The organism is Rhodovulum iodosum (assembly GCF_041020385.1).
Classification (GTDB): Bacteria; Pseudomonadota; Alphaproteobacteria; order Rhodobacterales; family Rhodobacteraceae; genus Rhodovulum; species Rhodovulum iodosum.
On record NZ_JBEHHI010000001.1, the window covers coordinates 273467 to 288834 of the forward strand.

Annotated in this window: 13 protein-coding genes, 2 tRNA genes and 2 pseudogenes; 8 read left to right on the forward strand and 9 right to left on the reverse strand. The window is 66.1% G+C overall.

Going from position 1 to position 15368, the window contains the following annotated elements; translation table 11 throughout:
- Positions 1 to 259 precede the first annotated feature (259 nt).
- Positions 260 to 385 (reverse strand): annotated as a pseudogene (locus Ga0609869_RS01310) (IS6 family transposase); the annotation flags it as partial.
- 271 nt (positions 386 to 656) lie between these two features.
- Positions 657 to 746 (reverse strand) — tRNA-Ser (locus Ga0609869_RS01315).
- Between the two features lie 217 nt (positions 747 to 963).
- Here Ga0609869_RS01315 and Ga0609869_RS01320 point away from each other — a divergent pair.
- The 7 genes from Ga0609869_RS01320 to Ga0609869_RS01350 are packed head-to-tail and all read left to right on the forward strand — an operon-like array spanning position 964 to position 7339.
- A complete protein-coding gene (locus tag Ga0609869_RS01320) occupies positions 964 to 1851 on the forward strand; it encodes an SPOR domain-containing protein (RefSeq protein WP_125404351.1) in 888 nt (295 codons plus the stop codon).
- An 18-nt stretch (positions 1852 to 1869) separates the two neighbouring features.
- Positions 1870 to 3033: a D-alanyl-D-alanine carboxypeptidase family protein gene (locus Ga0609869_RS01325; protein WP_125404352.1), complete on the forward strand. Its 1164-nt coding sequence runs from the start codon at positions 1870 to 1872 to the stop codon at positions 3031 to 3033.
- A gap of 4 nt (positions 3034 to 3037) precedes the next feature.
- Positions 3038 to 3664 carry a dTMP kinase gene (gene tmk, locus Ga0609869_RS01330; RefSeq protein ID WP_125404353.1) on the forward strand — a complete coding sequence of 209 codons (627 nt, stop codon included), beginning with the start codon at positions 3038 to 3040 and terminating at the stop codon, positions 3662 to 3664.
- Positions 3661 to 4797, forward strand: a complete 1137-nt coding sequence (locus Ga0609869_RS01335) for a DNA polymerase III subunit delta' (protein ID WP_125404354.1) — start codon at positions 3661 to 3663, stop codon at positions 4795 to 4797. Before tmk ends, Ga0609869_RS01335 begins: the two co-directional genes overlap by 4 nt.
- 9 nt (positions 4798 to 4806) lie before the next feature.
- Positions 4807 to 5613: a TatD family hydrolase gene (locus Ga0609869_RS01340; protein ID WP_125404355.1), complete on the forward strand. Its 807-nt coding sequence runs from the start codon at positions 4807 to 4809 to the stop codon at positions 5611 to 5613.
- Positions 5610 to 6410 (forward strand): MBL fold metallo-hydrolase, encoded by an 801-nt coding sequence (locus tag Ga0609869_RS01345; protein WP_125404356.1) that lies wholly within the window; start codon positions 5610 to 5612, stop codon positions 6408 to 6410. The genes Ga0609869_RS01340 and Ga0609869_RS01345 overlap by 4 nt, the downstream gene beginning before the upstream one ends.
- Positions 6410 to 7339 (forward strand): AEC family transporter, encoded by a 930-nt coding sequence (locus Ga0609869_RS01350; protein WP_125404357.1) that lies wholly within the window; start codon positions 6410 to 6412, stop codon positions 7337 to 7339. The genes Ga0609869_RS01345 and Ga0609869_RS01350 overlap by 1 nt, the downstream gene beginning before the upstream one ends.
- Before the next feature lie 3 nt (positions 7340 to 7342).
- Here Ga0609869_RS01350 and Ga0609869_RS01355 read toward each other — a convergent pair.
- The 7 genes and pseudogenes from Ga0609869_RS01355 to Ga0609869_RS01385 all read right to left on the reverse strand — a co-directional run.
- Positions 7343 to 8197, reverse strand: a pseudogene (locus Ga0609869_RS01355) (ABC transporter permease); the annotation flags it as partial.
- A gap of 12 nt (positions 8198 to 8209) precedes the next feature.
- Positions 8210 to 9934 (reverse strand): ABC transporter permease, encoded by a 1725-nt coding sequence (locus tag Ga0609869_RS01360; RefSeq protein ID WP_245972203.1) that lies wholly within the window; start codon positions 9932 to 9934, stop codon positions 8210 to 8212.
- Complete coding sequence (locus tag Ga0609869_RS01365; RefSeq protein WP_125404358.1) at positions 9931 to 10221, reverse strand: DUF1330 domain-containing protein; 291 nt, start codon at positions 10219 to 10221, stop codon at positions 9931 to 9933. The genes Ga0609869_RS01360 and Ga0609869_RS01365 overlap by 4 nt, the downstream gene beginning before the upstream one ends.
- A 107-nt stretch (positions 10222 to 10328) precedes the next feature.
- Positions 10329 to 11435 carry an extracellular solute-binding protein gene (locus tag Ga0609869_RS01370; protein ID WP_125404360.1) on the reverse strand — a complete coding sequence of 369 codons (1107 nt, stop codon included), beginning with the start codon at positions 11433 to 11435 and terminating at the stop codon, positions 10329 to 10331.
- Positions 11436 to 11514: 79 nt separating this feature from the next.
- The gene (locus tag Ga0609869_RS01375) at positions 11515 to 12612 is read right to left on the reverse strand and encodes an ABC transporter ATP-binding protein (RefSeq protein ID WP_245972205.1); all 1098 of its coding nucleotides are present in this window, start codon (positions 12610 to 12612) and stop codon (positions 11515 to 11517) included.
- A 388-nt stretch (positions 12613 to 13000) separates the two neighbouring features.
- Positions 13001 to 13087 (reverse strand) — tRNA-Leu (locus Ga0609869_RS01380).
- A 122-nt stretch (positions 13088 to 13209) separates the two neighbouring features.
- Positions 13210 to 14550, reverse strand: coding sequence for a peptidoglycan-binding domain-containing protein (locus tag Ga0609869_RS01385; RefSeq protein WP_125404362.1), 1341 nt, complete (start codon positions 14548 to 14550; stop codon positions 13210 to 13212).
- Positions 14551 to 14638: 88 nt separating this feature from the next.
- Between Ga0609869_RS01385 and lipB the strand changes: the two genes are divergently transcribed.
- Positions 14639 to 15304 carry a lipoyl(octanoyl) transferase LipB gene (lipB, locus tag Ga0609869_RS01390; protein WP_281273273.1) on the forward strand — a complete coding sequence of 222 codons (666 nt, stop codon included), beginning with the start codon at positions 14639 to 14641 and terminating at the stop codon, positions 15302 to 15304.
- Positions 15305 to 15368: the final 64 nt, after the last annotated feature.

Consider the following 15368-nt stretch of genomic DNA (forward strand, 5'->3'; position numbering starts at 1 on the left):
CCGCGATCAGGGCCGGAGGGATCCCGAATCTTCCGGTTGGGATTGAGTGTTGAGCGGCAGCGCAGAGACCGCAGCAGTCTCAACGCTGCTGCCAGACAAAGCCGAACCAGTCTCTGCAAGGGCAGGATGGCTGCCCATTGTTCAGCGAAATGACCGCGCCACTCGGCAAGGGCGGCGGTTCGGTTCAGCTTGAAATCCGGTCGGCTGTAGAGGCTGCGATCCTGGTTGATGTGGTTCGAGACAGAGGCGTGTAGGGCGCCCCGAACCGGTGCCACCACAAGCGCACCGTCTCGTGGCACATGCCGATGCCGCGCCCATGCAGCATGTCTTCGACGTTACAAAGCGACAGCCGCAACCGGACGTACAACATCACCGCCAGGCGGATGGTCTCAGGGCTCGTTTTGAATCACTTGAAAGGGCTCGGTGTCGTCATCTCAGGATGCTACCGATCGCCCTGTCCCGCCTCAAGCCAGGTTCCCTTGACAGAGCCTTTTTCCGGCAAAACCGAACCCCGTGATGGGCCGGGCAGAGACACATGCCGCCCCCCACCACAGCGTCTAGTATATCGTCTCTGCAGGAGCGAAAGCACGGCAAACCACGGAACTCTCAGCGGCAAATCCGGTCTTTCTTGAATTGATAGAAATGACTTAAATGGCTGGCGGAGGAGGTGGGATTCGAACCCACGGTACGCTTTCACGCACGCCGGTTTTCAAGACCGGTGCAATCGACCACTCTGCCACTCCTCCGGCCGACTGGCACGCTTAGACCAGCGGGCGCGATTCTGAAAGCGGGGGCAAGCCGAATCTTGCCGCGGGGCGGCCTGTCCACTTTCCTTGCGCCGGGCCTGTCGCTATGATCGCCACGCGTCCGCCGGCGCGGCGCGGGGCAACATCGGCAGTGACGCCGCATCGCGGCGCGGAGCACAAGCGCGGCGGAGTTCGCGCGGCACCATGGGGGCAAGGGATGCTTACACGGGCGAGTAGACTAACGGCGCTGGGCCTTTTGGCAGCGCTTGCGCTTTCCGCCTGCGAGGATTTCGAGGCGCCGGGCTTTCTCGGGGCCTCGGCCGGGGACGACACCGCAGCATCCGCAGCCACCACGCGTCTGGTCGAACGCGATGTCGAGGCGCCCGAGGTTTTTCAGGCCAACGAACCGGGGCTTTGGGACGGGCGTCCGTCGCTCGGCGGCGTCTGGGTGGCCTATCCCGGCGTGACCGACCCCGAGCGGGTGCTTATCCGCAACGAAAGCAACGGAAAGTTCGTTATCGGCGCCCTGTTCCGGCGCGAGATCGAGACACCGGGGCCAAAGCTGATGGTCTCGTCCGACGCTGCCTCGGCGCTTGGAATGCTGGCCGGCCAGCCGACCGAATTGAGCGTGACCGCGCTGCGCCGCGAAGAACTGCCCGATCCGGAGGCCGAGCCCGACACCGAGCCCGACGCCACGCCCGACGCGCGACCGGAGCCACGGCCCGAAACCGAAACGGCCGGCACCGCGCCCGACGCGCCCGAGCAGATCGACAGCACCGCGCTGGCCCCCGTCGCAGCCGCGGCAATCGACCGGGCCGACGCCGGCGAGGCCGACGCGCGCCCCGGGCCGCCCCCGGTGCAGGCCTCGCGCCTGAACCGTCCCTATATCCAGATCGGCCTTTACAGCGTCGAGGATAACGCCGAACAGGTCGGCGAGGTGCTGCGCGAGGCCGGGATCGTGCCGACCATCCGCACCCAGGAAAGCCGTGGCAACACGTTCTGGCGCGTGCTGGTCGGCCCCGCTGCGAATGCCGCCGAACGGGGCGAGTTGTTGAAAAAGGTCAACGAGAGGGGCTTTTCCGACGCCTATCTCGTGACCAACTGACCGCCGGAGAAAAACGCGATGCACCGCCGCCTGTTTTCCCTTTTTGCCGTGCTGGTTCTGGCGCTGGGTCTCGCCGCGCCCGCCCGCGCCATGTTCGAAACCCGTGCCAATGCCGCCTACGTGGTCGACCTGACCACCGATACCGTGCTGTTGTCGAAAAACGCCGACGTGCCCCTGCCGCCGGCCTCGATGTCCAAGCTGATGACGCTGAACATGCTGTTCGAGGCGCTGCGCGACGGGCGCGTAACGCTCGACACACGGTTTTCCGTCTCCAGCCGCGCCAAGGCGATGGGCGGCTCGACCATGTTCCTCAACGAGACCGACCGGCCCACGGTCGAGGATTTGATCCGGGGCATCATCGTGCAATCGGGCAACGATGCCTGCGTGGTGGTGGCCGAGGGGCTGGCCGGCACCGAGGACGCCTTTGCACGGCTGATGAACCAGCGCGCCGAGGCACTGGGGATGGAGCAGTCGACCTTTTCCAACGCGTCGGGCTGGCCCAGCCCCAACCACCGGATGAGCATGCATGACCTGGCACTGTTGGCCAGCCGGCTGATCACCGAATTTCCAGAGTATTACGGCTATTTCGGCCAGCGTGAATTCCCGTTCGACGGGCGCGCGCCGCAGAATCGGTTCAACCGCAACCCGCTGCTCGATCTCGGGATCGGGGCGGACGGGCTGAAGACCGGCCACACGCAAGAGGCGGGCTATGGACTGGTTGGCTCTGCAATGCAGGGCAACCGCCGCCTGGTGGTCGTCATCAGCGGGCTCTCCTCGGCAACCGAGCGGGCCCAGGAGGCCGAGCGCCTGATCAATTGGGGCTTCCGCCAGTTCATACAGAAAACCGTGGTGGAGGCCGGCACCGAGGTCGCCAGGGCCGATGTCTGGATGGGGGCCAAGCTCAGCGTCCCCTTGCAGGTGGCCAACGAGATCGAGCTTCTGGTGCCCGCGCTGTTGCGCGACACGATCGAGGCCGAGCTTGTCTATGACAGCCCGGTGGAGGCGCCGGTGGTCAAGGGCGACCAACTGGGCGAGATCGTGTTCCGCCTGCCCGACATGCAGGAAAAGCGCCTGCCGCTGGTCGCCGCCGAGGACGTCGCGCGCGGCGGGTTCGTGCCCCATCTGCGCACCGCGGCCCAGGTGCTGTTCGACCGCGCCATCGGGCTGGCCCGGGGCCTCTGAGGGCATGGGCGAAACCGGGCGTTTCATCACCTTCGAAGGCATCGACGGGTCGGGCAAATCCACCCAGGCGCGGGCCCTGGCCGAGCGCCTGACAGGGGCGGGCCGCGAGGTCGTGCTGACGCGCGAGCCCGGCGGCAGCCCGGGCGCCGAGGAAATCCGCCGGCTGGTGCTGGAGGGCGACCCCGACCGCTGGTCGGCCGAGACCGAGATCTTGCTCTTTACCGCCGCGCGGCGCGACCATCTGGAAAAGACCATCCGCCCGGCGCTGGCGGCCGGCAAGGTTGTGGTCTGCGACCGGTTCGCCGATTCCACGCGGGTCTATCAGGGCATTACGCGGGGCGATCTGCGCCGGGTGGTGGACGCGCTGCACGCCCTGATGATCGGGCGCGAACCCGACCTGACCTTCGTGCTGGACATGCCCCCCGGCACCGGGCTGGCGCGCGCCAAGGGCCGCGGCGGCGCCGAAGAGCGGTTCGAGGATTTCGGCGAGGGGATGCAGGCGCGGATGCGCGCGGGCTTTCTCGACCTCGCTGCCGAGTTTCCCGACCGCTGCCGGGTGGTCGAGGCCGACCGCGCGCCCGCCGCCGTGGCCGCCGAGATCGCCCGCCTTGCCGAGGCCGAACTGGCATGACCGACGATGTGCCCGAACCCGACCGCGTCGCAGGCGCCCCGCACCCGCGCGAGACGCCGCGCCTGATCGGTCAGGCGGCCGCCGAGGCAGCGTTCCTGGATGCCTATTCAACCGGGCGGATGCACCATGGCTGGCTGATCACGGGCCCGCGCGGGGTCGGAAAGGCCACGCTCGCGTGGTCGATCGCGCGCTTTCTGCTGACCCAGCCCGCCGAGGCCGAGGCAGGCCCGGGCCTGTTCGGCGACGCCCCCCCTGCCCCTGACCGGCTTGCCATCGATCCCGAACACCCCGTCGCGCGCCGCATGGCCGCGCTGTCGGAACCGGGGCTGTTCCTGTTGCGCCGGGCTGTCGACGACAAGGCCCGGCCGCCCCGGCTGAAATCGGTGATCACGGTCGACGAGGTGCGCCGGCTCAAGGGGTTTTTCTCGCTTTCGGCAACCGAGGGGGGGCGGCGCGTCGTCATCGTCGATGCCGCCGACGAGATGAACCCGAATGCCGCCAATGCGCTGTTGAAGCTCCTGGAAGAGCCGCCCGCGCGATCCACGCTGCTGCTGGTCAGTCACCAGCCCTCGCGCCTCTTGCCCACCATCCGCTCGCGTTGCCGCGAATTGCGGCTCGCCACGCTGGGTCCTGACGAGATGGCCGAGGCGCTGGCGCTGGCCGGACAGGCCACAGGCGACACCGCGGCGCTGGCCGCGCTCTCGGGCGGCTCGGTGGGCGAGGCGATCCGGCTGATCAATCTCGACGGGCTGAAGCTTTACGCCGATCTGGTTGCACTGCTGGCGGGCCAGCCGCGGCTTGACCGGCCCGCCGCGATCCGGCTGGCCGAAAGCGTGGCCGGGCGCGGCGCCGAGGCGCGGTTCGACCTGCTGGTGCGGCTGATCGAGCTGTTTCTCGCGCGCGTGGCCCGCGCGGGCGTGGCCGGCCCGCCCGAGGCCGAGGCCGCCCCCGGCGAGGCCGCGCTGCTGGCCCGGCTCGCGCCGCATCCGTCGGCCGCCCGCGCCTGGGCCGAGGCGGCGCAGCACCTCGCCCAGCGGGCGCGCCAGGGCCGGGCGGTCAACCTTGACCCCGCCGCGCTCATCCTCGATACGGTGCTGAGAATGGAGGAAACGGCGGCAAAGGTCGCCGCCTGAGGCGAGCGCATGACCGACACCCCAGACATCACCGACAGCCACTGCCACCTCGACTTTCCCGATTTCGCGCCCGACCTGCCCGGCGTCGTGGACCGCGCGGCCGAGGCCGGCGTGACCCGCATGGTCACGATCTGCACCAAGCTGCGGCACGAGCCGCAGGTGCGCGCCATCGCCGAACGGTTTGCCCCGGTCTTCTACGCCGCCGGCACCCACCCGATGAGCGCCGCGGAAGAGCCCTTGGCGACCGTGGACGAATTGCTGGCGCTGGCCAGACACCCGAAATTCGTGGGCATCGGCGAGTCCGGGCTCGACTATCATTACACCGCCGACAGCGCCGAGGCGCAGCAGCAAAGCCTGCGCATCCACATCGCGGCCGCGCGCGAGACCGGCCTGCCGCTGATCATCCATGCCCGCGCGGCGGATGAAGACATGGCCCGCATCCTGGCCGAGGAATACCGCGCCGGCGCCTATGCCTGCGTCATGCATTGCTTCAGTTCGGGCGCGGGGCTGGCCCGCGCCGCGCTGGACCTTGGCTTTTACCTGTCGATGTCGGGTATTGCGACCTTCCCCAAGTCGAAAGAGCTGCGAGAGATCTTCGCCGCCGCACCGCTCGACCGCATCCTGGTGGAAACCGACGCGCCCTACCTGGCGCCCCCGCCCCACAGGGGCAAGCGCAACGAACCGGCCTATACCGCGCTCACCGCGCGTGTGGGCGCCGATGTCTTCGGGATGGACTATCCCGATTTCGCTGCCGCGACGCAGGCCAATTTCGACCGGCTGTTCAGCAAGGCCGCCGCCTGGAGGCAGGCCGCGTGAGCGGACACCTGACATTCACCATACTCGGATGCGGCTCGTCGGGTGGTGTGCCGCGCCTTGGCGGGCACTGGGGCGCCTGCGACCCGGACGAGCCAAAAAACCATCGCCAGCGCTGCTCGATGCTGATCACCCGCGAAGGCGCGGGGGGCATCACGCGGGTGCTGATCGACACGACCCCCGATCTGCGCACCCAGCTCTTGCGGGCGGGGGTGGGCGTGCTGGAGGCGGTGGTCTACACCCATGCCCATGCCGATCATGTGCACGGCATCGACGATCTGCGCCAGATCGTGTTCAACACCCGGCGCCGGCTGGCCGTCTGGGCGGACGGTGCCACGCAGGATGCGCTTTACAGCCGGTTCGGCTATGCCTTCACCCAGCCCGAAGGCTCGCCCTACCCGCCGATCCTGGAGATGCACACGATCGACGGGCCGGTCACCATCGACGGGCCCGGCGGGCCGGTCACGCTGATGCCGTTCCGCGTCAACCACGGCGCCATCGACGCGCTGGGCTTTCGCATCGACCGGCTGGCCTACCTGCCGGACGTTGCCGAGATGTACGACGAAAGCTGGGCGATGCTGGAAGGGCTCGACATCCTGGTCCTAGACGCGCTGCGCCGCACACCGCACCCCACGCACCTGCATCTGGAAAAATCGCTGGAATGGATCGAACGGCTGGCGCCGAAACGCGCGGTCCTGACCAACATGCATCTCGACCTCGACTATGCCACTGTGGAGGCGGAAACGCCCGCCCATGTCACCCCGGCCTATGACGGGATGACCCTGACCCTACCCAGCTGATGCAGGCGCTGATCGAGGTCATCCTTCCGGTCTTTCTGGTGCTGGGCTTCGGCTATGTTGCGGTCTGGCGCGGGCTATTCAGCGAGGCGGCTGTCGACGGGTTGATGAAGTTCGCCCAGAACTTCGCAATCCCCTGCCTGCTGTTCCGGGCGATCTCGACGCTCGACCTGGGTCAGAACTTCGATCTGCGGCTTCTCATCACCTTCTACTCAGGGGCGCTGGCGGGCTTCTTCGTCGGGCTGATCGGGGCGCGGCTGATCTTCGGGCGCGGCTGGGAGGACAGCGTCGCCATCGGGTTCATCGGGCTGTTCTCGAACTCGCTGCTTCTGGGCCTGCCGATTACCGAGCGCGCCTTCGGCGCGAACGCGCTGCAACCCAATTACGCGATCATCGCGATCCACGCGCCGTTCTGCTACGCGGTCGGGCTGACCGCGATGGAGATCGTGCGCAACCGGGGCGCCGGGCTTGTCCGCACATTCGGCGCGATCCTGCGGTCGATGTTCCGAAATGCGCTGGTGATCGGCATCGCGCTGGGGTTCGCGGTGAACCTCTCGGGCGTCCAGTTGCCGGGCGTGTTGTCCGAGGCGCTCGACATGATGATCCGCGCCGCCCTGCCCGCGGCGCTGTTCGGGCTGGGCGGCATCCTGGTGCGCTATCGTCCCGAGGGCGACCTGCGCGTGATTGCCTTTGCCTGCGCGCTGTCGTTGGTGCTGCACCCGTGCGTTGCCTGGCTGACGGGCCGTGCCGTGGGGCTCGACACCGGGCAATTCCGCTCGGCGGTGCTGACCGCGGCCATGGCGCCGGGCGTGAACACCTACATCTTCGCCAACATGTACGGCGCGGCGCGGCGGGTGGCGGCGTCGTCGGTGCTGATCGGCACGGCGGTGTCGATCCTGACGATCTGGCTGTGGCTCGCGCTCCTGCCCTGAGCCTCAGCCCGGGCTCATGCCGCGCAGCCTTTCCGACCGCCGGCGCAGGATCTCGACCGTCGCCAGCAGCGCGATGGAAATCGCCACCAGGATGGTCGCCACCGCGAGGATGGTCGGGCTGATCTGTTCGCGCAGGCCGGTGAACATCTGCCAGGGCAGCGTCTGCTGGTTGGCCGAGCCCACGAAGAGCACCACCACCACCTCGTCGAACGAGGTGATGAAGGCGAACAGGCCACCCGAAATCACGCCGGGCAGGATCAGCGGCATCTGCACCCTGAAAAAGGTCTTCACCGGGTCTGCGCCCAGGCTGGCCGAGGCGCGCGTCAAAGACCTGTCGAAGCCGACCAACGTGGCCGTCACAGTGATGATGACAAACGGAATGCCCAGCGCGGCATGGGCCAGCACGACGCCCATATAGGTGCCCTGCAACCCGATGCGCGAATAGAAGAAATACATTCCCGCCGCCGAAATGATCAGCGGCACGATCATCGGCGAGATCAGAATCGCCATGATCGCCCGGCGAAACGGCACATGGTCCTGGCTGAGCCCCACCGCGGCCAGCGTGCCGAGGCTGACCGACAGGATGGTCGCCATCGGTGCGATCTTGACCGAGTTGGACAGCGCCTGCTGCCAGTCGGGATTGGTGAAGAAATCCCGGTAGTGCTTCAGCGAGTAGGCGTCGGACTCGAAGGCCAGCATCCCCGGCGTGAAGGTGAAGAAGTTCTCGGCGTTGAAGCTGAGCGGGATGATCACCATGATCGGCGCGATCAGGAAGAAGAAGATCAGCCCGCAGATCACCTTGAAACCGTAATGCCAGATGCGCTGGCCGGTGGTGGCATAGGGTGGCAGGTCCATTTGTGACATAGCTTTTTACCCCAGGCTCACGTTGTCGATGCCCACGAGCTTGTCATAGGCCCAGTAAAGGATCAGCACGACCGCCAGCAGGATGGTACCCAGCGCGGCCGCGAGGCCCCAGTTGAGCGAGCTGGAGATGTGATAGGCGATCCGGTTCGAGATGAAAGTACCCGTGGTGCCGCCGACCAGCTCGGGCGTGATGTAGTACCCGATGGACAGGATGAACACGAGGATGCAACCCGCGCCGATGCCCGGCACGCTCTGCGGGAAATAGACCCGCCAGAACGCCGTCCAGTTGGTGGCGCCCAACGATTTCGCCGCGCGTACGTAGGAGGGCGGGATCGTCTTCATCACCGAGTAGAGCGGCAGAATCATGAAGGGCAGCAGGATGTGCGTCATTGCAACGATCGTGCCGAACTGGTTGTTGATCATGACCAATCGCCCGTCGTCGGCCACCAGCCCGATCCACACCAGCACGTCGTTGATCACGCCTTGCTGTTGCAGCAAGACCTTCCAGGCCGAGGTCCGCACAAGGAGCGAGGTCCAGAATGGCAGCAGCACCAGGATCAGCAGAAGGTTCGACGTCCTCAGCGGCAAGTTCGACAGGAGATAGGCGATCGGATAGCCGAGCAGCACGCAACTGCCCATGATAACCAGGCTCATGAAGAGCGTGCGCTTGAAGAGCAGCATGTAGATCCGCTGGTCTTCGGGCTGGGCGGATACGCCGTCCGGCGTCTTTTGCAAATCGACCGAGGCCAGGAAATAGCCGGCGGTGTAGTCCGGCGCGAAGGCCTGGATCGTGGCCCAGACATCGGGATCGGCCCAGTCTTCCTCGGCGTCGACAAACATCTCCGACAGCGGCACAGTATCAAACCCTGCCACGGCCGCGCGGGCCGGTTCGAGCAGCGCCTGCGCATCCGCGCCGAGCGTTGCCACGGAATCGGGCGTCGCCTGGGCGAGGTCGCGGTAAAGCGCCAGATAGACCGGCGCCCAGGGCTCTTCCGCGGCCGGGTTGTCGTCGTTCTCGACCTGGGCGATGCGGGCGAATTCGCCATAGGCATCGGCGGTTTCAGGCAGAACATCCGCCACGCCGTCCTTCACCTCGAATAGCGGCTGCGGGGTCTCGAAATCGCGGTCGGCCTCTTCGGCCGCGGCCCGGTCGGCCAGCCACTCTTCGTATTGCGCGCTCCAGCCGGGCTCGGCCATCAGCGACATCCAGGTTGCGGGCTCTTCCCAGGCCGGCGTCAGCGCCACGAACTGGTCGAGATAAACCTCGCCGAAATCGTCGACCCTTCGGCCGGTCTTGCGGAACAGCGACGAGATGCCTGTCATCTCGTAGTTCAGGCGGGTGCCGAGGCGGGTATGCTGCTTGCGCTCGGCGGCGGCCACCAAGTCGTACGTAAAGGCCGCCAGCACGTCGTCGCCCGGCATCTCGCCGCTGGTATGATCCCATTGCTCAAGCGCGACCGTGGTGCGCGGCAGGGTTTCCGAGACGATCTCGTTCTCGACCGAGCGGAACAGCATGTCCGCGATCGGCGCGATGAAGGTCACGAGGATAAAGATCAGCAGCGGCGCGATCAGCGCCAGCGCGCGCAGCTTTTCTGCGCGCAATGCGCGGCGCAGGCTTTGCTTGAGCGGGCGGCCGTCTGCGGCCAGAACCGGCCCGGTCTCTTCGCCCTCGGCGCTGCCGCTCCGGGCAGATCGGCCGGCGGGGCCGGCTTCGGTCGCAAGATCGGTCATTGCACCCCCTCGACCAGCAAGATGTCACGTTCGGCGGTGGCACGGCGCATCGCGGCCACCTCCTGATATTCCGGAGAGTAGAGGGCGCGCCTGGCGCCGTCGAAATCGGGGAACTCGTTCACGACATGCCGCTCCTTGATCGGGCCATCGGGCGCCTCCGAGGCGCCGCCGCGGGCGATGAACCGCCCGCCATGGCTTTCCGGGATCGGCGCATCGCGCCGGGTGTATTCCTGGTACGCCACCGGGTCGGTCACGGTGATATGGCCGACGTCATAGCCCTTGGGCATGGGTGTGCCCCCCTATCCATGGGCCCGGGGCATGGGCATGCACGCCCCGGGCATGTGTCCGTGTCGCCATGCCGCGCGCCCCGGAAAGGGCGCCCGGCACAGGGGCCTTACTGAGCCAGCCAGGCCTGGAACTTGGCGTCCAGGTCGTCGCGGTAGTCAGCCCACCACTCGTAGTTGTAGAGCAGCGTGTTGGAGGCGTTGGCCGGATCGGTCGGCATGTGCGGCGCCATTTTGATGCCGAGTTCGGCATGCTCGCCGACAAGCGGCGCCGAAGAGGCGCGGGCCGGGCCGTAAGAGATGTACTTGGCCTGGTCTGCCAGCCGCTGCGTGTCCGTCGCGAAGTTGACGAAGTCCTTCACGCGGGCGAGCGCCTCGTCGGACAGGCCCGTGGGGATGATCCAACCGTCAAGGTCGAACACCTGCATGTCCCACAGCATCGCGACGGGCTGGTCCTGCTCTTCGATCAGGCTGAACAGCCGGCCGTTATAGGTCGAGCCAATGACGACCTCGCCATCGGCCAGAAGCTGCGGCGTGTCGGCACCGGCCGACCACCAGACCACCTGATCCTTGATCTCGTCGAGCTTGGCGAAGGCGCGGTCCTGGCCCTCTTCGGTCTCGAGCACGTCGTAGATGTCTTCCTTGGCCACGCCGTCGCAGTAGAGCGCCCATTCCATGTTGTTGATCGGACGCTTCTCCAGCGAACGCTTGCCGGGGTAGGCCTCCAGGTCGAACACGTCGCACACGGTCGAGGGCGGGGTGTCGCCCACCATGTCGGTGCGATAGCCGAAGGTGGTGGAATAGACGATCTGCGGGATGAAGCAGTCGCTGACGATCAGGTCACCGAAATCTTCCGAGGCGGGCGTCCCGTCGGGGGCCGGCGCCAGAAGCTCGTCGGGGTCGTATTCCATCGCGAGGCCCTCGTCGCAGAGGCGCATAGCGTCAGAGGCGACCACGTCGACGAGATCCCAGGTGATGTTGCCAGCCTCGTTCATGGCGCGCAGCTTGGCCACGGCCTCGTTCGAGCTTTCGTCCCAGACGACCTCCAACCCTTCATGCATTTCCTTGTAGGGGTCGGCATAGGCGTTGATCTGGCTTTGCTGATAGGCGCCGCCCCAGGAGACCAACGTCATCGAGTCGGTCATATCCTGGGCGAAGGACGCCGGTGCGGCGACGAGCGCCGCCCCAGTGGCAAGCAGAATGCTTTTCAGTTTCATGCAGTTCTCTCCTTAGTTTCGTAGGCCCTTTAGCGGTACATGCCCCTCTGCCCGGGCAGGATTGAGGGGCTGCGCGCGCTCAGGCTTCAAGCGCGCGGCAATCCTCCGGCTGCCATCCGATCTCGATCTTCTCGCCTGGTTGCAGCCGGCGTTGATCGGGGGCATTGCGCGTCTTGATGACAAAATCGTCGTTGCCCGCAACGCGCAGCCGGGTGCGGTAGATGTCGCCCATGTAGATGAACTCCAGCACCTCGGCATGGATGGTATGGGCGTTTTCGCCCAACCGGTCCTTGTTGATCTCCACCCGCTCGGGGCGGATGGAAATGAGCGTGCGCTCGCCAGGCTGCGAAACGTTGACCGGCTTGGCGTCGATCAGCTCGCCATCGTCGAGTTCGACCAGCGCCACGCCGTCGTTGATTTCCTTGACGGTGCCCATCAGCGTGTTGTTTTCGCCGATAAACTGGGCGACGAAGCTGTTCTGCGGCTGCTCGTACAGCTCGTCGGGCGGCGCAAGTTGCTGGATGCGCCCGTCGTCGAACACCGCGACCCGGTCCGACATGGTCAGCGCCTCGGTCTGGTCATGGGTGACGTAAACCGTGGTGATCCCAAGTTCGTGGGCCAGTCGCGTGATCTCGAATTGCATATGCTCGCGCAGCTGCTTGTCGAGCGCGCCCAGCGGTTCGTCCATCAGCACCAGCTCCGGCTCGAACACCAGGGCGCGCGCCAGCGCGATCCGCTGTTGCTGCCCGCCCGAAAGCTGCGCCGGGCGTCGACCGCCGAATTCGCCCATCTGCACCATGTCGAGGGCGCGTTGCACCTTGGCGTCGCGGTCTGACTTGCCGATATTGCGTACCTCCAGCGGGAAAGCGAGGTTCTCGGCCACGGTCATGTGCGGAAACAGCGCGTAGTTCTGGAAGACCATCCCGATCCCGCGCTTGTGGGGCGGAATGTTGTTGATGGGCTGCCCCGCGAGCAGGATGTCGCCATGCGTGGCCGTCTCGAAGCCCGCGAGCATCATCAGGCAGGTCGTCTTGCCCGACCCGGAGGGTCCGAGCATCGTCAGGAATTCGCCCCTGCCGATACCGAGGTTCAGATCTTTCACAACGAGCGTTTCGCCGTCGTAGCTTTTCTGGACGCGATCAAAGACCACGAAATCCGTGTCAGATGCGGTCGTCAAGCGACTCTCCCGTGTTGATCCGCGCACATCTGGGCACGCAGTTTTTTTACGCCTAGGCGCTTTTGTTACGAACGGTAACATCCTGTGCAGCAAGATCAATGCAGAACTTGATTACAGGCATTGGCCAGAAAACTCTTTCAAAACCAATGTTGTACCCTTCGCTCGGCCCAAAAAGCGGAAAGCTGACGTTACGACAAGAAAACAGCTTTTCCCGCCGACGGCAATCCGCCGTCCCGCCTCGTCCGTCTCGCAAAGCAGCCCCCAGAGCGCCACCCCAGCAGTCCCGCATGATGGCACATCAAAGCGTCGGCGCACAGGATTTATGCAACAAAATAGAGCATTGCCGCCGTTTTCGGCGGTCAATGATTCCGGGCTGTTCCAGGATGATTGGTGCGGTCGAGAAGACTCGAACTTCCACGGGTGTTACCCCACAGCGACCTCAACGCTGCGCGTCTACCAATTCCGCCACGACCGCACGTGTCTGGTAGTGCGGCGCTACATAGCCGCTTGGCCGAGCCTTGTGAAGGGGGTTTTGCGACCTTTTCAGGCGGCGTGCCGGGGGCGTCTGCGCGCCCCCGGCTGCGGGCCCTGAGACCCTCAGTTCTCGACCGAGAACGTGGGCAGCGCGGCGGGCTGCGGATCGTTCGCCTTGGGCGCCATCCTCGCACCATCCGACCTGCCCGACAGCGAGAAGGCCGCTTTTTGCAGCAACTCGTCCCGCTCGGGCTGTCCGGGTGCGAAGACAGGCTTCGCACCGTTCGCGATCGCGTCAAAGCTGGCCTGATACCAAGGCAGCGACAGATCGCTGCGCTTGGTCGCACCGAAACCCTGGCTGATGTGATGGCCCAGAAGCTCGGCATAAACCTGTTCGCCCAGAACGGTCAGCACCAGTGCCGAACCAATGGCGACCTTCATGTCATCGGTGCGGTAGCCGACCGACAGGCAGATCTTGGCGGTGCTGGCCAGTTGCGCCGGCGACATGCCCGAGCTCAGCACGAAGGCGCCGACATCCTGCAGCACCGCATCCTTGGGCTTGAGCGAGAGCGCGGCCACCGGCTCTTTCAGCGCGGGACCGAAGGTGCGGCATTGCTCGGCGATCTGTTCGGGCGAGAACCCCTGCACCTTGGCGATCATCTCTTCACCGGCGGCGATGGCATAGGTCCGAGCCAGGCAGAACTGTTCGTTCAGCGCAAAGGCGGGGTCGGACATCGAGGCCAGCGTGGTAAAGCCGCCGTTGGTGTTGGTCAGCAGGCTGACCTTGTTGCAATGCGAGGCCAGCGAAACCTCTTCGCCCTGCCCCATGAAGTTGGGAAGCGCGGGCGCGGCGGGCTTGGCCGCCTCGACCACAGGCGTTTCCGGCTCGGCCTTGGCGGCGGGGGCCTCCGAGGGCGCTACCTGCGGTGCAACCACCACAGTGGTGCCCGGCATGGCGGTTTGGGGCACGGGGGTCATCGCGCTACCCGCGGCCAACTGCTGCTGGTAGGTCTTGAGAAGACCGCGCGGTCCCTGCGGGTGGGCAGCGATCATTTGCGACGTGGCCTGGCCACCGGCGATGGCACGGTGATACGAGGTGATCAGGAAATCGCGCTCATACTGGGTCAACTGGCCGGTCGCCGGGTAGCCCATATGCGCCTGGTACTGCGAAATCGCGTTGCGGCTGTTGCGGCCCATCACGCCATCGACCACCCCGGCGGGAAAGCCGAAATAGTTCAGGGACGTCTGGGTTTCGCGGTTTTGCGCGCGCACCGCCGAAGAGACCGCCGGCTTGCGGTAAACCTTTCTGGTGGTGGTGCGCTGGTTGTTGCGCGCCGCCTCGTTGAGGATGGCACCGAAGAACAGGCCGGCGGCCACGTCGCCGGCATCCGCGGCGACCCGCGTTGCCGGCGTCAGCACAAGGGTTGCGGCCAGAGCTGCCACGGTGAAATGTTTCGGGTGCATCAGATCACTCCTTGAAATCAGGGGCTGCGCCGGGGCGGCGACGCGTTTATCAGGAAATGGTCGCGGCGAGCGGCCCATCCTGTCAAGTCTGGAAAATCGGCAAAACATGTTGGAATGGCTTATTTCAGAGGCACCGGTGCCCTACCCCGAGGCCGAAGCATGGATGGAGGCCCGAGTCGAGGCCATCGCCGCGGGCCGCGCGGAAGAGGCGGTTTGGCTGCTGGAACATCCACCGCTTTATACTGCCGGCACCTCTGCCAAGGCGGCGGACCTGATCGACCCTGACCGGTTCCCGGTATTCCAGACCCGGCGCGGCGGGCAATACACCTATCACGGACCCGGCCAGCGCGTGGCCTACGTGATGCTCGATGTCGGCGTCCGGGGCCGCGACGTGCGCCGCTTCGTCTGGCAGCTCGAAGAATGGGTGATCGCCACCCTGGCCGAATTCAACGTCAGGGGCGAGCGCCGGGAGGGCCGGGTCGGTGTCTGGGTGGTGCGGCCCGACCGCCCCCCAACCCCCGACGGAAGCCCGCGCGAGGACAAGATCGCCGCCATCGGCGTGCGGTTGCGCAAGTGGATCAGCTTTCACGGCATCTCGATCAACGTCGATCCGGATCTGTCCCATTTCGACGGCATCGTCCCCTGCGGCATCGCCGAACACGGGGTGACCAGCCTTGTCGACCTGGGCCTTCCGGTGACGATGGCCGATGTCGACCTGGCGCTCCGGCGCAGCTTTGACCGGGTGTTCGGCTGAGCGGCCCCGCCGCATACGAAAGCATGCAGAAACCCCTTTGATTTCGCCGCGCGCCTCTGTAACC

Coding starts and splice junctions, on each gene's coding strand:
- Ga0609869_RS01385 (WP_125404362.1), bottom strand. CDS start 14,550: ATGCACCCGAAACATTTCACCGTGGCAGCTCTGGCCGCAACCCTTGTG.
- Ga0609869_RS01320 (WP_125404351.1), top strand. CDS start 964: ATGCTTACACGGGCGAGTAGACTAACGGCGCTGGGCCTTTTGGCAGCG.
- Ga0609869_RS01365 (WP_125404358.1), bottom strand. CDS start 10,221: ATGCCCAAGGGCTATGACGTCGGCCATATCACCGTGACCGACCCGGTG.
- Ga0609869_RS01340 (WP_125404355.1), top strand. CDS start 4,807: ATGACCGACACCCCAGACATCACCGACAGCCACTGCCACCTCGACTTT.
- Ga0609869_RS01360 (WP_245972203.1), bottom strand. CDS start 9,934: ATGACCGATCTTGCGACCGAAGCCGGCCCCGCCGGCCGATCTGCCCGG.
- Ga0609869_RS01350 (WP_125404357.1), top strand. CDS start 6,410: ATGCAGGCGCTGATCGAGGTCATCCTTCCGGTCTTTCTGGTGCTGGGC.
- Ga0609869_RS01325 (WP_125404352.1), top strand. CDS start 1,870: ATGCACCGCCGCCTGTTTTCCCTTTTTGCCGTGCTGGTTCTGGCGCTG.
- Ga0609869_RS01335 (WP_125404354.1), top strand. CDS start 3,661: ATGACCGACGATGTGCCCGAACCCGACCGCGTCGCAGGCGCCCCGCAC.
- tmk (WP_125404353.1), top strand. CDS start 3,038: ATGGGCGAAACCGGGCGTTTCATCACCTTCGAAGGCATCGACGGGTCG.
- Ga0609869_RS01370 (WP_125404360.1), bottom strand. CDS start 11,435: ATGAAACTGAAAAGCATTCTGCTTGCCACTGGGGCGGCGCTCGTCGCC.